The sequence below is a fragment of the Mesorhizobium sp. M7A.F.Ca.AU.002.02.1.1 genome (assembly GCF_003998535.1).
GTDB classification, from domain to species: Bacteria; Pseudomonadota; Alphaproteobacteria; order Rhizobiales; family Rhizobiaceae; genus Mesorhizobium; species Mesorhizobium ciceri.
This window is the reverse complement of the sequence record NZ_RZPB01000062.1, coordinates 1-15,224: the sequence shown is the minus strand read 5'-3', so window position 1 is coordinate 15,224 and position 15,224 is coordinate 1. Positions and strand designations below refer to the sequence as shown.

At 63.4% G+C, this 15,224-nt stretch carries 13 protein-coding genes; 11 read left to right on the top strand and 2 right to left on the bottom strand.

Annotation, left to right across the window (positions count from 1 at the left end; translation table 11 throughout):
• The 8 genes from EN879_RS06565 to EN879_RS06530 form a co-directional block, all read left to right on the top strand.
• Positions 1–642: aldehyde dehydrogenase family protein (locus tag EN879_RS06565; protein ID WP_127273985.1), on the top strand; the 642-nt coding region annotated here is incomplete at its 5' end.
• 10 nt (positions 643–652) lie between these two features.
• Positions 653–1,477 carry an alpha/beta hydrolase gene (locus EN879_RS06560; protein WP_024502416.1) on the top strand — a complete coding sequence of 275 codons (825 nt, stop codon included), beginning with the start codon at positions 653–655 and terminating at the stop codon, positions 1,475–1,477.
• Positions 1,478–1,870: 393 nt separating this feature from the next.
• Complete coding sequence (locus EN879_RS06555) at positions 1,871–2,824, top strand: ABC transporter permease (RefSeq protein ID WP_032809776.1); 954 nt, start codon at positions 1,871–1,873, stop codon at positions 2,822–2,824.
• Between the two features lie 33 nt (positions 2,825–2,857).
• Complete coding sequence (locus EN879_RS06550; RefSeq protein ID WP_063167480.1) at positions 2,858–3,874, top strand: sugar ABC transporter substrate-binding protein; 1,017 nt, start codon at positions 2,858–2,860, stop codon at positions 3,872–3,874.
• 12 nt (positions 3,875–3,886) lie between these two features.
• Positions 3,887–6,004: an SMP-30/gluconolactonase/LRE family protein gene (locus EN879_RS06545; RefSeq protein WP_063167479.1), complete on the top strand. Its 2,118-nt coding sequence runs from the start codon at positions 3,887–3,889 to the stop codon at positions 6,002–6,004.
• Positions 6,001–7,095, top strand: coding sequence for a hypothetical protein (locus tag EN879_RS06540; protein ID WP_063167478.1), 1,095 nt, complete (start codon positions 6,001–6,003; stop codon positions 7,093–7,095). The genes EN879_RS06545 and EN879_RS06540 overlap by 4 nt, the downstream gene beginning before the upstream one ends.
• Positions 7,096–7,098: 3 nt before the next feature.
• Positions 7,099–8,598: a sugar ABC transporter ATP-binding protein gene (locus EN879_RS06535; protein WP_063167477.1), complete on the top strand. Its 1,500-nt coding sequence runs from the start codon at positions 7,099–7,101 to the stop codon at positions 8,596–8,598.
• A 124-nt stretch (positions 8,599–8,722) separates the two neighbouring features.
• Positions 8,723–9,619, top strand: a complete 897-nt coding sequence (locus EN879_RS06530; protein ID WP_063167476.1) for a LysR family transcriptional regulator — start codon at positions 8,723–8,725, stop codon at positions 9,617–9,619.
• 100 nt (positions 9,620–9,719) lie between these two features.
• On the opposite strand, the gene EN879_RS06525 is transcribed toward EN879_RS06530, so the two are convergent.
• A complete protein-coding gene (locus tag EN879_RS06525; RefSeq protein ID WP_063167475.1) occupies positions 9,720–11,216 on the bottom strand; it encodes an aldehyde dehydrogenase family protein in 1,497 nt (498 codons plus the stop codon).
• 141 nt (positions 11,217–11,357) lie between these two features.
• Between EN879_RS06525 and EN879_RS06520 the strand changes: the two genes are divergently transcribed.
• From EN879_RS06520 to EN879_RS06510, 3 genes are all read left to right on the top strand, one after another.
• Positions 11,358–12,101: a glucose 1-dehydrogenase gene (locus EN879_RS06520; RefSeq protein WP_013533144.1), complete on the top strand. Its 744-nt coding sequence runs from the start codon at positions 11,358–11,360 to the stop codon at positions 12,099–12,101.
• A 25-nt stretch (positions 12,102–12,126) separates the two neighbouring features.
• Positions 12,127–13,227: an isocitrate/isopropylmalate dehydrogenase family protein gene (locus tag EN879_RS06515; protein WP_063167474.1), complete on the top strand. Its 1,101-nt coding sequence runs from the start codon at positions 12,127–12,129 to the stop codon at positions 13,225–13,227.
• Positions 13,228–13,331: 104 nt separating this feature from the next.
• Complete coding sequence (locus EN879_RS06510) at positions 13,332–14,471, top strand: alpha-hydroxy acid oxidase (RefSeq protein WP_063167473.1); 1,140 nt, start codon at positions 13,332–13,334, stop codon at positions 14,469–14,471.
• A 250-nt stretch (positions 14,472–14,721) separates the two neighbouring features.
• Here the strand turns inward: EN879_RS06510 and EN879_RS06505 are convergent.
• Positions 14,722–15,224, bottom strand: a 503-nt coding sequence (locus EN879_RS06505) for a TetR/AcrR family transcriptional regulator (RefSeq protein WP_164774328.1), incomplete at its 5' end; no start/stop codon positions are given.

Genomic DNA, 15,224 nt, shown 5'->3' with positions numbered 1-15,224 from the left:
GACGCCGCCCTCGATGGCGCGATGATCGCCAAGATGCGCAACGCCGGCGAAGCCTGCACCGCCGCCAATCGCCTCTATGTGCAATCGGGAATCTATGATGCTTTTGCCGACGGGCTCCGCAAGCGCATGGCGGCACTTAAGGTGGGGGCGGGCCCGAATGCCGACACCGAGTGCGGGCCGATGATCACCAGAAAGGCTGTCGACAAGATCGATCGCCTGGTCAAGGACGCGGTGGGCCGGGGAGCCAAGGTGCTTTGCGGCGGGGCGATTTCGGAGGAAGAAGGATTCTTCTATCCGCCAACAGTGCTGTCCGAGGTGCCGCCGGATGCGGAGATGGCGCACGAGGAGATTTTCGGCCCGGTGGCACCTATCACACGCTTCGACACCGAGGCCCAGGCCATCGCCCATGCTAACAACACGGAATATGGCCTGGCCGCTTATATATACACACGCGATGTTGGGCGCGGCATGCGGGTGGCGTCGGGGATCGAGGCCGGCATGATCGGCCTCAACCGGGGACTGATGTCGGATCCGGCCGCACCATTCGGAGGCGTCAAGCAGAGCGGCCTTGGCCGCGAAGGCGGCCAGCACCACGGCATCGCCGAGTTCATGGAGGCTAAATATATTGCCGTCACCTTCTGAACCGGCAGTCATGTCAAAGGACCCTTTCCGCACGCGCGACCATGTGGCCGATTTTGACGATATCGTGGCCGACATAGTGACTCGCAGCGCCGAAACCCGGGCGACCCTGCCGATATCGGCGGGTATCGCCTATGGCGAGGGCGAGGCCGAAAGGTTGGACCTGTTCTTTCCGCCCGGTGTGCGCAGGGATCTTCCCGTGCACATCTTCATCCATGGTGGCTACTGGCGCATGTTCTCCAGAAGCGACTATTCTTATGTAGCGAACACAGTCACCAAAGCTGGGGCGATCGCGGTCATCGTCGATTATGCGCTGATGCCCGAATTCAGGATGGCGGCAATCGTCGACCAGATCCGGCGTGCCAAACAATGGGTGCTGGACAATATAGCCGCCCATGGCGGCGACCCTGCCCGGCTAAGCGTAAGTGGTCATTCGGCGGGTGCGCACCTGGCCACATTCCTGTTCGAAAAGGCGCCAATGCCGTCGCGCATACGTGCGGCGCTGCTGCTAGGCGGCCTTTACGACCTCAAGCCCCTTCAGACCTCCTTCCTCCAGCCGTTAATCGGCATCACCGATGAGGAGGCAGCTGCCTTCACCCCAATGACGCGGTGGCATGACCCGGAGACGGCAGCGACCATTCTCGTCGGAGATCAGGAAACGTCACCTTTTCACCAGCAGGCCGCCGACTTCGGAAAGCGCTTGCGCGCGCAGGGGCACCCTGTCAGCGACCTCCGCCTGAATGACCGAAACCACATGAACAGCGTGCGTGATCTGGGCATCAGCGGCACACAAGCTGGCGATTGCCTGATGGCGATGATCGATGGAAACGGCCTGTAGGACGGAAACCCAGGGAGAGCAGGGCCCGCTTGTGCCTTACTTGACATTCCCGTCACTCAGGAAAGTACCGTCACGGGGATCGCGGCACGCTGCCGGCATCGGGCTGAGCTTTGCGACAGGTGAAATCCGGCAGAGCACACAACCGACGATTCCTCATCCTCTTTTTCCACACTGACGAACTGCACAGCGCATCAGAAAATCGAAATTGCCCCTGCCGCCCTGAGCCGCGATGGTCTTTACGCAAGCAGCCGGCTTAGGGCTGTGGAGGAACGTCGTCGCGGCAAAGCCCTGGGGCAAGGCCGCTTTGGCACGCCGCTGGTTCAAACCGGCAGCGAGGGAGGAATTGACTTGGCTGGTTCGGGCAAATCCGACACCGCGCGCTTGGGCATCAAAATGTCCCAGGAACTCGTCGTCGGCGCGATCTCGGCCGTCCTCTTCCTGGTGTTCTCGGCGACGCTCAACAATTTCCTGAGCCAAGGCAACATCCTTGCCATTCTCAAGAATGTCTCGATCCTGGGCACGCTGGCCGTCGGCATGGGGCTCATCGTCGTTGGGCGCGGCATCGACCTGACCATGGTGGCGGTGATGGTCGTCGGCGTCGCCTTCAGTATTTGGATCTCCACCTGGGGCGTCGACTTCACGCTGGCCGTCGTCTTCGGGGCCATCCTGGTCGCGGCCATCGGCCTGTTCACCGGCGTCATGGTGGCGGTGGCCGAAATTCCGCCGATCTTCGCCACCCTTGCCATCGCGTCCTCGGTCTACGGCTCTGGCCGCATCGTCTTTGCGTCCGACGTGCTCTATGCCCCCTCCGATATCGGCTGGCTGAAATTCGTCGGCAACGGAACCATCCTCGGCATCCCGATGTCGGTGATCATCTTCGCGGCGGTGGCCGCGCTCATGGGCTTTTTCCTGAGGAAGACCCGCTTCGGCCGGCTGGTCTATGCTACTGGCGACAACCCGAACGCGGCCCGCACGACCGGGCTGCCGACGCGCCCGATCATCGTGACGCAATATGTCATCAGCGCCCTCATTGCCTATATCGCCGGCATCATCATGCTGGGGCTGGTCACCGGCATCGACACGCGCCTCTACAATTCCAGCCTGATCTATGACGTGCTGCTGGTGGTCGTGCTGGGCGGCATCGGCCTCTCCGGTGGCCAGGGCGGCGTACGCAACGTCATCGTCGGCACCATCCTGGTCGGCATCCTGACCAACGGCATGACGATCCTGAACTTCAGCTACACCAGCCAGAACCTGATCAAGAGCGTGATCCTGCTGGGCGCGCTGGCGATCGACGCCATCATCAATCCGCGCGACGAGCAGACCTCGCAAAGCGGCGACATCTGAACAAGAACCGAGACATAAATCTGGGAGGATACCATGAAGTTGTTCAAGAACTGCCTGCTCGCGGGCATGACAGCGCTGGCGCTGCTGGGCGCGGCGAAAATCGCCACGGCGCAGGAAACCGATCAGGTCGGCCGCTCTACCTATCTCGAGGCGCTCAAGGGCAAGAAGGTCATCTTCGTGCCAATCTCGCAGGGCATGGACCTCAACCAGGCCTGGGTGGTGGTGTGGCAGCGTCACGCCGCTCGCTACGGCTTCAGCCTCGAAGTGCGCGATCCCTCCGGCGACACCAATGCCGGCATTCGCGCCATGCAGGGCGCCATCGCCGAGAAGCCGGACCTGATCATCGTGCAGAACCCCGACGTCCAGACCTACGCACGCCTGTTGAAACAGGCGCAGGCGGCCGGCATCAAGGTGCTGCAAGTCAACATGCAGTCGGCCACCCAGACGGACAGTTATGTCGGCAACGACTGGATCGAAATGGGCCGTCTCGAAATGGGCGAACTGGCCAAGCACTGCACCGGGCCCAATGCCGTCTCGCACAAGGTGGTCTGGCTCGCCGGCGTCCAGACGGGTGCCGCCAACATCTACATGCGCACCGGCATCGACGAGGTGCTGAAGGCCAATCCCGAGCTGCAGCTCGTCTCCGACCAGCCGGCCGATTACATGAGCGAAGAGGCCCGCCAGATCACCGAGACGGTCCTCCAGCAGCATCCGGACCTGTGCGGCATCATGGGCATCTGGGATAATGCTGAGGTCGGCGCCGGTGCCGCCGTCGTGGCCGCCGGCAAGCAGGACCAGGTGACGATCGTCACCAATGGCGCGGGCAGCGCCACGGGCTGCGAGAGCATCAAGAACGGGCTGCTCGACGTGATCTTCAACTTTAATGCCCCGATCCAGGCCGAGATCGCAGCACAACAGATTTCCGAGCTGCTGCAGCAGCCCGGCCGGCAGGCGGGCAGCGAGAAGACCATCTTCTTCGGCCCGATCACCCGCGTCGACAAGGCCAATGCGACCGGCAGGAATTGCTGGAAGCTGGACGAGCTCAAGTAACGGACTTCCTTGATGAGCATGGCTGAAAGCCTTGTGCGCTGGCGCTACCGCCTGCTCCCCGACCACGTGGTCGGGGAGATCCTGACCAAGAAGTGGATCGACAGCGTCATCCCCTTCACGGCGCTGGTGATTTTGTGCGCGATCTTCGGCTCGATCGTGCCGGGCTTCTTCGATCTGGCGACGCTGACCAATCTCAGCGGCCAGACCGCCGAGCTTGGCCTTGTGGTGCTCGGCATGACCATCGTCATGGTGTCAGGCGGCATCGATCTGTCTGTCGGGTCGACCTTCGCGCTCGCCGTGCTGGTCACGCTCTATGGGATGAATGTCGAGCAGTGGAGCTTTGGTACCGGCCTGTTGGCGTGCCTGGGCCTCGGCGTCGTCTGCGGCGCCATCAACGGCTTCCTGGTTGGCTTTCTGCGCATGCGGGCGTTTCTCACCACGCTGGTGACGCTCATCATCTACCGCTCGACCTTCGACATCGTCTTTCCCCAGGTCTCGACCCGGATCGTCACCAGCGGTCCGGACTCGCCAGCCTATGATTTTCTTGGTTTCGGTACGATCTGGGGCGTGCCGACGTCCTTTGTGGTGTTCGTCGTCATCGCGCTGATCATCCATCTCGTGCTGTCGCGCGCCCGCTATGGCTGGCGGCTGTTCGCGGTCGGCGGCGCGCGCCGCTCTGCCTACAATGCCGGCATCAATGTGCGCTTCATCTTGTTCAGCGCCTATGTCTTGTGCTCGGTACTGGTGGCGCTCTCCGGCTTCTTCTTCTCGGCCCGCATCGGCAGTGCCGCTTCCGACATCGGCACCGGTCTCGAACTGCAGGTGTTGACCGCGACCGTGCTCGGCGGCATCTCGCTAGGCGGCGGGCGCGGCTCGGTCGCCAAGGCGCTGATGGGCACCGTCTTCGTGCTTGTCCTGTCGAACAGTCTGCTTGCGCTGGCCGTGCCCGGCCCGGTCAATTTCCTGATCCTCGGCATCGTGCTGCTTTTGTCGGTGCTTCTCGACGTTCGCTGGGTGAAGAACCGCCACAAGATCCTGCGCAGCGTCTACATCTCGCCAACCTTCGCCAAGATGCCGCAGGCGATCTCGACCGCGCCCGGCGCGCCAATGGCGGTGAATGACCGGTTGAAGGACGTCGGCGTCATCGGCCTCGGCGTTCTCGATGGCGCGGAGGATGTGATCTTCGACCGGCAGGACCGTCTCTACACCGGCAGCCGCCAGGGCGAGATCCTGCGCTTCCAGCCGCCCCATTACACCGATAGCGAAGTGTTCGCACATATTGGCGGCTCGCCGCTCGGCATGGCTTTCGACCGCGACGACAACCTCGTCATCTGCGTCGCTGGCATGGGCCTCTATCAGGTCTCGCCGGCCGGCGACGTAAAGCTGCTGACCGCCGAAACCAACCGCTCACTGACCTCGGTGGTCGACGACTCGACCATGAAGCTCGCCGACGACTGCGACATCCTGCCGGACGGCCGTATCGTCTTCTCGGAAGCGACAGTGCGCTTCGAAATGCATGACTGGTATGCCGACGCGCTGGAAAGCCGCGGCAACGGACGCATCATCGTCCATGATCCCAAATCCGGTTCGACACGCACACTGCTGTCGAACCTCGTCTTCCCCAATGGCATCTGCACGGCCTTCGACGGCCAGTCGGTGCTGTTCGCCGAAAGCTGGGCCTGCCGCATCAGCCGCTACTATTTCGATGGCCCGAAGAAAGGCCAGGTCGAGCGCGTCATCGAGGGCTTGCCCGGCTATCCCGACAACATCAACCGCGCCTCCGACGGTACCTACTGGCTGGCCCTGATGGGCATGCGCACGCCGGCCTTGGATCTCTCGCTTGAAATGCCGAGCTTCCGCCGTCGCATGGCGCGGCGCGTATCGGAAGACGCGTGGCTGATGCCCAATCTCAACACCGGCTGCGTGCTGCGCTTCGACGAGAACGGCCAGATCCTCGAAAGCCTGTGGGACCAGGCCGGCGAGAAGCATCCGATGATCACCTCGATGCGCGAGCACAAGGGCATCCTCTATCTCTGCGGCATCTTCAACAACCGCATGGGCACCTTGCCCTTGAAAGGCGTCGATCCCGACTGGTTCAGCTCGGATTCCTACTGGGGCAAAAAGCCATGAGCGGTTTGAGCCAGCTTCTTGACCGCTTTCTCGGCCGTGGCGAGTGGGCAGTGACCGTGCCGACGCTCGACGGGCCGTTGCTGCCCAACCAAGGACTGGAGGAAGCCGAGCCGTTCGCCGGCCTCGCCGAGGCCGACAATCTCGTACGCACCGAAAAGGGCATTCTGGCAAGCAGCGCCAACCGGCTGATGCGCTTTAGCGCCGACGGCCATGCCGAAACCTTGCAGGAATTTCCGGGCGAGATCACCGCACTCGCCCATGCCCGCGGCATGACCGCGATGGCCATCGACGGCAAGGGCGTCGTCGTCCACGGCGGCCTGCATGACGGGCGCGAGGCGACGGGTGAGGAGGCTCGGCGCCTCTCCTGCATCACCGCTCTCACCTTCCTCGACAGCAACACCTTGCTGGTGGCCAACGGTTCGGCCTCAGTGCCGGCGAGCAGTTGGCGTCGCGACCTGATGCAGAAGAGCGTGTCCGGTTCGGTCTGGCGGCTCGATCTAAAAAACGGCCGGCTGGAGCTTGTCAGGGACGGCTTGGCCTGGCCGGCCGGCATCGCCACCACCGGCTCCAACCGCATCTACGTTTCGGAGGCCTGGCGCCACCGCGTGCTGGCGATCGACCTTGCCACCACGGCGACGCTGCCCGTGCTGGAGCATCTGCCGGCCTACCCCGCCCGCATCGCCCCGGCCTTCAACGCCGGCTATTGGCTGACCTTCTATTCCGTGCGCAACCAACTGGTGGAGTTCATCCTGCGCGAGGAGACCTACCGCACCCGCATGCTGGCGGAAGTCCCGGAGGCCTACTGGATGGCGCCGTCGCTCGGCTCATGGCGCGACTATCGCGAGCCCATGCAAGGCAGCCAGTTGAAGCAGATGAACGTGCTGAAGCCATACGCGGTGACAAGGTCCTACGGGCTGGTGGTTCTTTGCGACGAGAACATGAAGCCGCTGTCGAGTTTCCATTCGCGCGCAGACGGCAAGGTGCACGGGACGCTGAGCGCCTGCGAGCTGGGCGATGATCTGCTGGTCGCCTCGCGCGGCGGATCGAGGATCGTGCGCGTGGCGAGCGCCGCCAGCGGCAAGCGAGGCTAAGCGATGTCGGACGCCAACATCATTGAACTCAGGAATGCCGCCAAGGCATTCGCGCGCATTCCGGCCTTCAAGAATGTCAATTTCGACCTGCGCAAAGGAGAAATCCACGCGCTGCTCGGCGAAAACGGCGCCGGCAAGTCGACGCTGACCAAGGTCATGGCCGGTGTCTTCAAGCTGACCGAGGGCAAGATGACCTTCGACGGCAAGGATGTGTCCTTCGCCACGCCCGCCGAAGCGCTGCGCGCCGGCATCGCCATGGTGTTCCAGGAAACCAACCTGGTGCCGGCCATGACCGTGGCGCAGAATCTCTATCTCGGCGAAGAGAAGATGTTCAACCGGTTGCGCGGCCTCTACATTCAGGCGCGGCAGTTCCTCGCCGGCATGGGCTTCCAGGTCGACCCGTCCGCGCAGGTCAGCACGCTGGGCGCGGCGCACAAGCAGATGGTGGAGATCGCGCGCGCCGTCCACCACAAGGCCCGCGTCATCATCTTCGACGAGCCGACCGCGACGCTGACGCCTGAAGAGAAGAGCCACTTCTTCAAACTTTTGCAGCGGCTGGTGAAGGAGGGCATCGCCGTCATCTTCATCACCCATGCGCTGGAAGAGGCGCTTGCCGTCGCCAACCGCATCACGGTCATGCGCGATGGCGAGATCGTCGCGTCCGGCGAGGCCAAGGGCTTCACCCGCGCCTCGATCGTGCAGGCCATGGTCGGCCGCACGCTCACCGAAACGCTGCATGGCGAGGTCAAGCGCACGGCGCGCCCCTATGGCGACAAGGTGCTTTCGGTCGAGAATCTGTCCTGCGCCGGCCTGGTGCGCAACTCTTCCTTCTCGGTGTTTTCAGGCCAGGTCACCGGCATGTTCGGCCTTGTCGGCGCCGGCCGCACCGAAATGGCCAAGGTCGTCGCCGGACTGTTGAAGCGCAACATCTTCCACGGCGGCGAGATCCGCCTGCTCGGCAAGTCGGTGCGCTATCGGGTGCCCAGGCCTGCGGTGCGCGACGGCATCGTCTATGTCACCGAGGATCGCAAGGTCGACGGTTTCTTCGAAACCATGACCGCGGGCGAGAACCTGCAAATGGGTGAACTGACCGAGGGCGCCAATCCCGTCTCCATGGTGTCGCTGGCGCGAGCCAGGCAACTTGCCCGCGAATGGGGCGAACGTCTGAGCCTGCGGCAGACCAGCGACCGAGCCCGGATGATCGAGCTCTCCGGCGGTAACCAGCAAAAGGTCGTGATCGCCAAATCGCTGATTCAGAAGCCGAGGCTGGTGATCTTCGACGAGCCGACACGCGGGGTCGACGTCGGCGCCATCGTCGAGATCCACCAGCTCATCAGCGATCTCGCTGAGCAAGGCATGGCCGTCGTTGTCATCTCGTCCTACCTGCCTGAAATTCTCGCCGTTTCGGATCGCATTCTGGTGGTCAAGCGCGGCCGCGTGGTCGAGGAGATGATGCTTTCGGAGGCCACCGAGGAACGCGTCATGTTCGCCGCGGTTCATTGAGCGGCTCGACAAGAGAGACACTTTTGCCGGCCAAGCCAGGACCAATGTCTGGCCTGCCCTATTGCCTTGCAATCGGTTCCGCGTCTGAATAGGTCAGGGGTCAGATCACCCTGCCCGAGCGGATATGCCCAGCGTCAACCTCAAACTTCTGCAGACGTTCTTGCTTGCCGCCGAAAACGGCAGCTTCCGACGTGCTGCCGAGGAGAGCAACCGTTCGCCATCGGCGGTCTCGATGCAGATTCGCGACCTTGAGGAGCAGATCGGCATCTCGCTGTTCATCCGCACCGCACAGCGTGCCAGCCTGACGCCGGAAGGCCAGATCCTGTTCGAGGAGATCGCCAACGTGATGTCACAGGTGCAGACCAGCCTCGACCGCCTGACGGAGGTCGCCGCTCGTCGCAAGGGCAAAGTGCAGATCGCCTGCGCCCCGACGCTCGCGGCAAGCCGGCTGGGCGATATCCTGGCGACATTCAAGTTGCGCTATCCACGCAGCATCGTCGAGGTCATCGAGAGTCCGCCGCAGGCCGCGCTTGGCCTTTTGCAACAGCAGGAGGTCGAGTTCTACATCGGCCCGGAACTGCCAAACCTGACGGACTTCCAGTTCGAGTCCATCCTCGACGATCCGCTGATGGCCTGCATCCCCACGGAAATATACGGCGGCGAAAAGAAGCTGCTGCTCTCCGACCTGCTGCGCTATCCGCTCATCCTGCTCAACCGCAAGACCGCCGTGCGCGGCCTTGTCGATCGGCTGACGGCGGCGGAAGGCATCGAGTTCAAGCCGCAATACGAGGTCGAAAGCGCACAGACGGCGGTGGCACTGGTGTGTTCGGGACTTGGCGTCTGCGTGGTGCCCGGCATCGCCATTTCGCGCAATGACGAGCGTATGCGGGTGGTGCCGATCGACCATCGCGACGCCCACCGCTCGGTCGGCATCATCACCGCGCGGGGCTATGTGCACCACTCCTTCTCCGAACAGCTGATGAACCTCATCCGCACCAATTTGCGCGAACTTGCAAACTGAGCGTCGCGCCTTCGGACAGGCACCTTGCACGAGCGCCGAGAATGGTGCGCTGGGAATGCCGCCATTGGCAGCCCGGCCTCACCTGAATATCAGCGCACCCTCAGTCGGTCTGGATCCAGATCGACTTGGTCTCCAGATATTCATGCAGATGTTCGATGCCGCCCTCGCGGCCGTAGCCGGACATCTTCATGCCGCCGAACGGCACCGCCGGGTCGATGGCGTGGTACATGTTGACCCATACCGAGCCGGCCTTGATGCGGCGGGCGAGCTTGTGGGCGGTGCCAAGATGACTGGTGCAAATGCCGGCCGCCAGGCCATAGGGCGTCGCATTGGCCCGCGCCACGGCTTCGTCGAGCGTGTCGAACGGCATCGCCGAAATCACCGGACCAAAGATCTCTTCACGCGCGATGGTCATCTTGTCCGACACCGCACCGAAGACAGTCGGCGCGATGAAATTGCCGCCGTCGTAGGGCCCGCCGGTCAGTCGCGAGCCGCCCGCCATCAGTTCCGCGCCTTCGTCGCGGCCGGCCTTGATATAGCCCACCACCTTGCCGGCCTGCCTGGCATTGATGAGCGGGCCGATTTCGGTTTCCGCCTCGATGCCATGGCCGATGCGAAGCCTGCCGGTAAACTCGGCGACCCGGCGCACGAATTCGTCATGGATTTCGCGGGCCACGAAAAGCCGCGAACCGGCGATGCAGATCTGGCCCGAATGCACGAACACAGCCATCGCGGCGACAGGAACCGCCTTGTCGATGTCGGCATCGCGGCAGACGATGATCGGCGATTTGCCGCCGAGCTCCAGGGAAACGCGCTTGAGGTTGGTCACGCCCGCCCGCGCGATGGCCTGGCCGGTCAGCGTCGAGCCGGTGAAGACGATCTTGTTGACGTCGGGATGTTCAGCGAGCCGCGCCCCGGCCTCTGTCCCGGTGCCGGTGACGACGTTGACGACGCCGTCGGGAACGCCGGCCTCCTGCATCAGCCTGGCGATCAGCAGCGGCGTCAACGAAGCATCCTCCGAGGGCTTCAGCACGATGGTGCAGCCGGTGGCGAGCGCCGGCGCGATCTTCCAGATCGACGCCGCGGTCGGAGCGTTCCAGGGGATGATCGCGCCGACAACGCCTACCGGCTCGCGCCTTGTGAACGAGACGATCTCGCCGGGGATCGAATTGTCTATGGATTCGCCATGCAGCGCGGTCGCCATGCCCGCATAGAAGCGCAGCATGCCGATGACGCGCCGCCGGTTGGCGAGCGTGCGCGTGATCGGCAGTCCCATGTCGAGAGTGTCGGAAACGCTGAGTTCTTCCCAATGGGTCTCGAAGAGATCGGCGATGCGCAGAAGCACGCACTGCCGCTCGTAGGGCGAGAATTTTGACCACGGCCCTTCGAAGGCCGTGCGCGCAGCGTCCACCGCCGCATCGATGTCGGCCGCCGAGCCACGCGGCACGGTGGCCAGCACTTCGCCAGTCGCCGGGTTGAGCGCCTGCATCTCCTGGCCGGATTGTGCCGGAACCCACTTGCCGCCGACGAACATCGGCCGGAATTCGCCATGGTAGAGCGCCGTGGCCTTCGCCCGCGGGTCGAAATTCAGCGTCATCTCTTCCTCCTCACAATTCCGTGGCGACTATGACTCCCACGCCGGTCGACCTCAAACAAGGAAAGCTAAAAGGGCGTTCAGATAATCGGACTGTGCAATGCACGCGACTTCCCCGATGGTGCCGGCAACGGAGGAACAGATATGAGACTTGCTGGCAAGGTCGCTATCGTCACGGGCGGCGGTTCGGGATTTGGCGAAGGCATCGTCAGGAAATTCGTCACCGAAGGTGCGCTGGTCGTGTTGATGGACCGTGATGAGGCCGCCGCGGCTCGCGTTGCTGCCGAAGCCGGCGAAAATGTGCGGCCAATCACTGGCGACGTCTCGACACTCGGAAGCTTCGAAGCGGCGGCAGACCTGGCCCGCTCGGCCTTTGGCGGTCTCGACATACTGGTCAACAATGCCGGCGTGGCCCAGCCGCCCTTGGCGCTCGAGACGATGGACGAAGAGATGTTCGACCGGATCGCCAACGTCAACATGCGATCCATCTACAATGGCGCCCGTGCGGTCGTCGCGCATTTCAAATCCATCAAATCAGGCGCCATCCTCAACGTCGCCTCCACCGGCGGCGTCTCGCCGCGCCCGAATTTGACGTGGTACAATGCTTCCAAAGGCTGGGCGATTGCCGCCACCCGGGCCATGGCCGTGGAACTCGCCCCCTTCGGCATCCGCGTCAACGCCATCAATCCGGTTGCCGGCGACACGCCACTTCTGTCCACTTTCATCGGCTCCGGCGAAGAGAACCGCGCCCGCGTCGTCGCCACCATTCCGATCGGCAGGCTGTCTACGCCGGCGGACATGGGCAACGCCGCGGCATTCCTGTGCTCCGACGAGGCCAGCATGATCACCGGCGTCGACCTCAACGTCGATGGCGGCAAGTGCATCTGAGCGTTAGACCATTTGGGAGTTGGCGATGAAGCCTGTCTACGAAATCGCCGTGGTGCATGGCGACGGCATCGGCCCGGAAGTCTGCGCCGCAGCGGTTCAAGTGGTGAAAGCAGCGCTCGGTCCCGGCAGCCCCTTGCACTTCAGCGAATACCCGGCCGGAGCCGAGCATTTCCTGAAGACCGGCCAGAGCTTTCCCGAGCCGACCTTCCAGGCCTGCCGCGAGGCGGACGCCATCCTGCATGGTGCGGGCGGCTTGCCGGGCGTCATCCATCCCGATGGGACCGAAGCAGGCCTGGATTTCACGCTGAGGCTGCGCTTCGAACTCGATCTCTATGCCAACATCCGCCCCGTCAGGCTTTTCGAGGGCGTGCCGAGCCCGTTGAGCGGAGTGAAGGCCGGCGGTATCGACTACATCATCTTGCGCGAGAACAGCGAAGGGCTTTACGCCGCGCGGGGATCGGGCGCGCTGTTGCGCGGCGAAGTGGCGGTCGACACGCTGGTGCAGACCCGCTCCGGCATCGAGCGCATCGCACGCAAGGCCTTCGAACTGGCGCGCCAGTCGGGCGGCGCGCCCCGTGACGGCGTGCGCCGGGTGACCTGCTGCGACAAGGCCAACGTGCTGCGCAGCTATGCCTTCTTTCGCTCCGTCTTCGACGAAGTGGCGAAGGACTATCCCGATATCGCGACCGAGCACGCGCTGGTCGACGCCATGGCGATGCATCTCGTGGTGAAACCGGGCCATTTCAACGTCATCGTCAGCGAGAACATGTTCGGCGACATCCTGTCCGACCTCGCCGCCGCGACGGTGGGCGGGATGGGCATGGCGCCTTCAGCCGAGATCGGCGCGGCCAACGGCTTCTTCCAGGCCGCGCACGGCTCGGCGCCCGACATTGCCGGCCAGGGTATCGCCAATCCGTATGGGACGATCCTGTCGGCAGCCTCGATGCTCGACTGGCTCGGCCACAAGCATGGCGACGAGAGACTCAACCAGGCCGCAGCGCGCATCCGTCGCGTGACCGAGGACTGCCTGGCCAACGGGCTTCTGAGCGCCGATCTGAAAGGCAGGGCGTCGACCAGCGAGATAACCCGTTCGGTCTGCGACCGGCTCGCTGCCGGGCGCGACTGATATGACCAAGCCAAGGATAAATCTTGTTGGACCTGGCAAGGTCGGCCAGACGCTCATGCGCCGGATATTCTTCATCGCCGGCCGGCACAGGGTCCAGACCTGAGATGGGCGCTCTCGATCGCCAGGTTTCGGTCGAGGACTTTCGCACGCTTGCCCGTCGTCGTCTGCCGAAATCCGTCTTCGAATTCATCGATGGCGGGGCGGGGCAAGAACTCACCCTCAAAGCCAATCGAAGCGATTTCGAAAAGATCAGAATTTTGCCGCGCGTGCTTACCGATGTTTCGCATCCGAACGTTTCCACGACGCTCTGGTCCGAGACCTTGCCAACACCGCTGGTGATCAGCCCGATGGGCTCCTGCGCGCTGGTCAGGCCCGGAGCCGACATTGCCATCGCGAGGGCGGCAACCGCTCGCAGCATCCCCTACACGCTCTCCACCATGGCCACGGCCAGCATCGAAGGCATGGCGCGAGCCGTACAGGGGCCGCTGTGGTTCCAGCTTTATGTGCTCAAGGATTTCGACTTCAATCGCCAGTTGGTGAGGCGAGCGGAAGAATTTGGCTATTCGACGCTGGTGGTGACCGTTGATCTGCAAGCCGGTGGCAAGCGCGAAAAGGATCTTAGGAACGGCATATCTATCCCACTGCGGCCTTCGGCCCGGCATCTCTGGGAAGGCATGCTTCATCCTGGCTGGTCGCTGCGCCTGCTGCGCGGCGGTCTGCCCCAGTTCGAGAACGTCCGCGGCTATCTCGGTGACAACAGCGCCGGCCTGACGATCGCCGCGCGTGTTGGCGGCAGCCTCCATGCAGGTTTCGACTGGGACGATTTCCGCCAGATCCGCGACTGGTGGAAAGGCCGGCTGCTGGTCAAGGGCGTCCTGCACCCGGGCGATGCGTCGCGACTGGTGGCGGCTGGTGCCGATGGCATCTGGGTGTCCAACCATGGAGGCCGCCAGCTCGACGGTGCTGTATCGAGCATCGATGCCCTGCCCGCTATCCGTCAGGCACTTGGCGCCCAAATCCCGATCCTCATCGATTCCGGTATCCGCACGGGCACGGACATCGTCAAGGCCAAGGCACGCGGCGCCACCGTCGCGGCGATCGGCCGGGCCGCCCTGTTCGGCGCCGTGGCTGGCGAGCCCGGCGTGGCCAAGGCACTGGATATCATCCTGGACGAAGTGGTGACTTGCCTCAGGCTCTGCGGGATCCCCCGTTTTCAGGAAGCGGGATCAGAAATGATAGCATAGCGCCAAGACGAGTGCTCACGCTTGGTCAAGAGGTACAGAAAACCCCCGCTCGTCCAATATTCTTCCTCATCATGCCAAGGTTTTGCTATCGCGGTTGTGCAAGCGGCTGCGGGCGGCCGACCAATTGCCGCCCTCACACGCCGCTCCTTCCCAAGCCCAGCGGCCGCCTGTCAGAGAGCACTTGTTTGATGCACACCCGCTAGCGGCGGTCGTGATTAAATTCGAGAGGCTGCACAGTCGGATAGGCAGACTAAGGTCGGCCGCCCGGTGCTGTTTTCGGTTCCATCCACCCGTTCTTCAGAATGTCGCGAAGCACGTTGCGGATGTCTTCGCCCGCTGCCGTTGCGCCGCTCGCCCAAGCGATCGCCAGTGCCCCGAAAAAGATGTCGCGCCCGGTCATCGTCCGTCGTGCAAGCCCTTCGTCCTGTGCAGCCTTCAGGATTCGCTCCGTCGTCGCGATGACAGCATGGCAGGTCGGCGTCAGCGGGGATTCTACTCGGCAAGCCGCCCGTAACGGTTCAGGCAAGCCCTCATAAGCCAGCATCCAGTCGCCGAGAGCTTCAACCCAGAGTTCGAGTGCGCGGCCTGCATCGCTCTCCCCGGCTTCGATTTCAACGCGACGATGGTCGAGGCCTTCATAATGAAGAACTAACAGCGCAGCCAGCAGGGCGTCTTTGTTTGGAAAATGGCGGTAGAGCGTCCCTGCTCCCACGCCCGCCAGCTTCGCAATAGAATCCATCGAAACGTCAACAC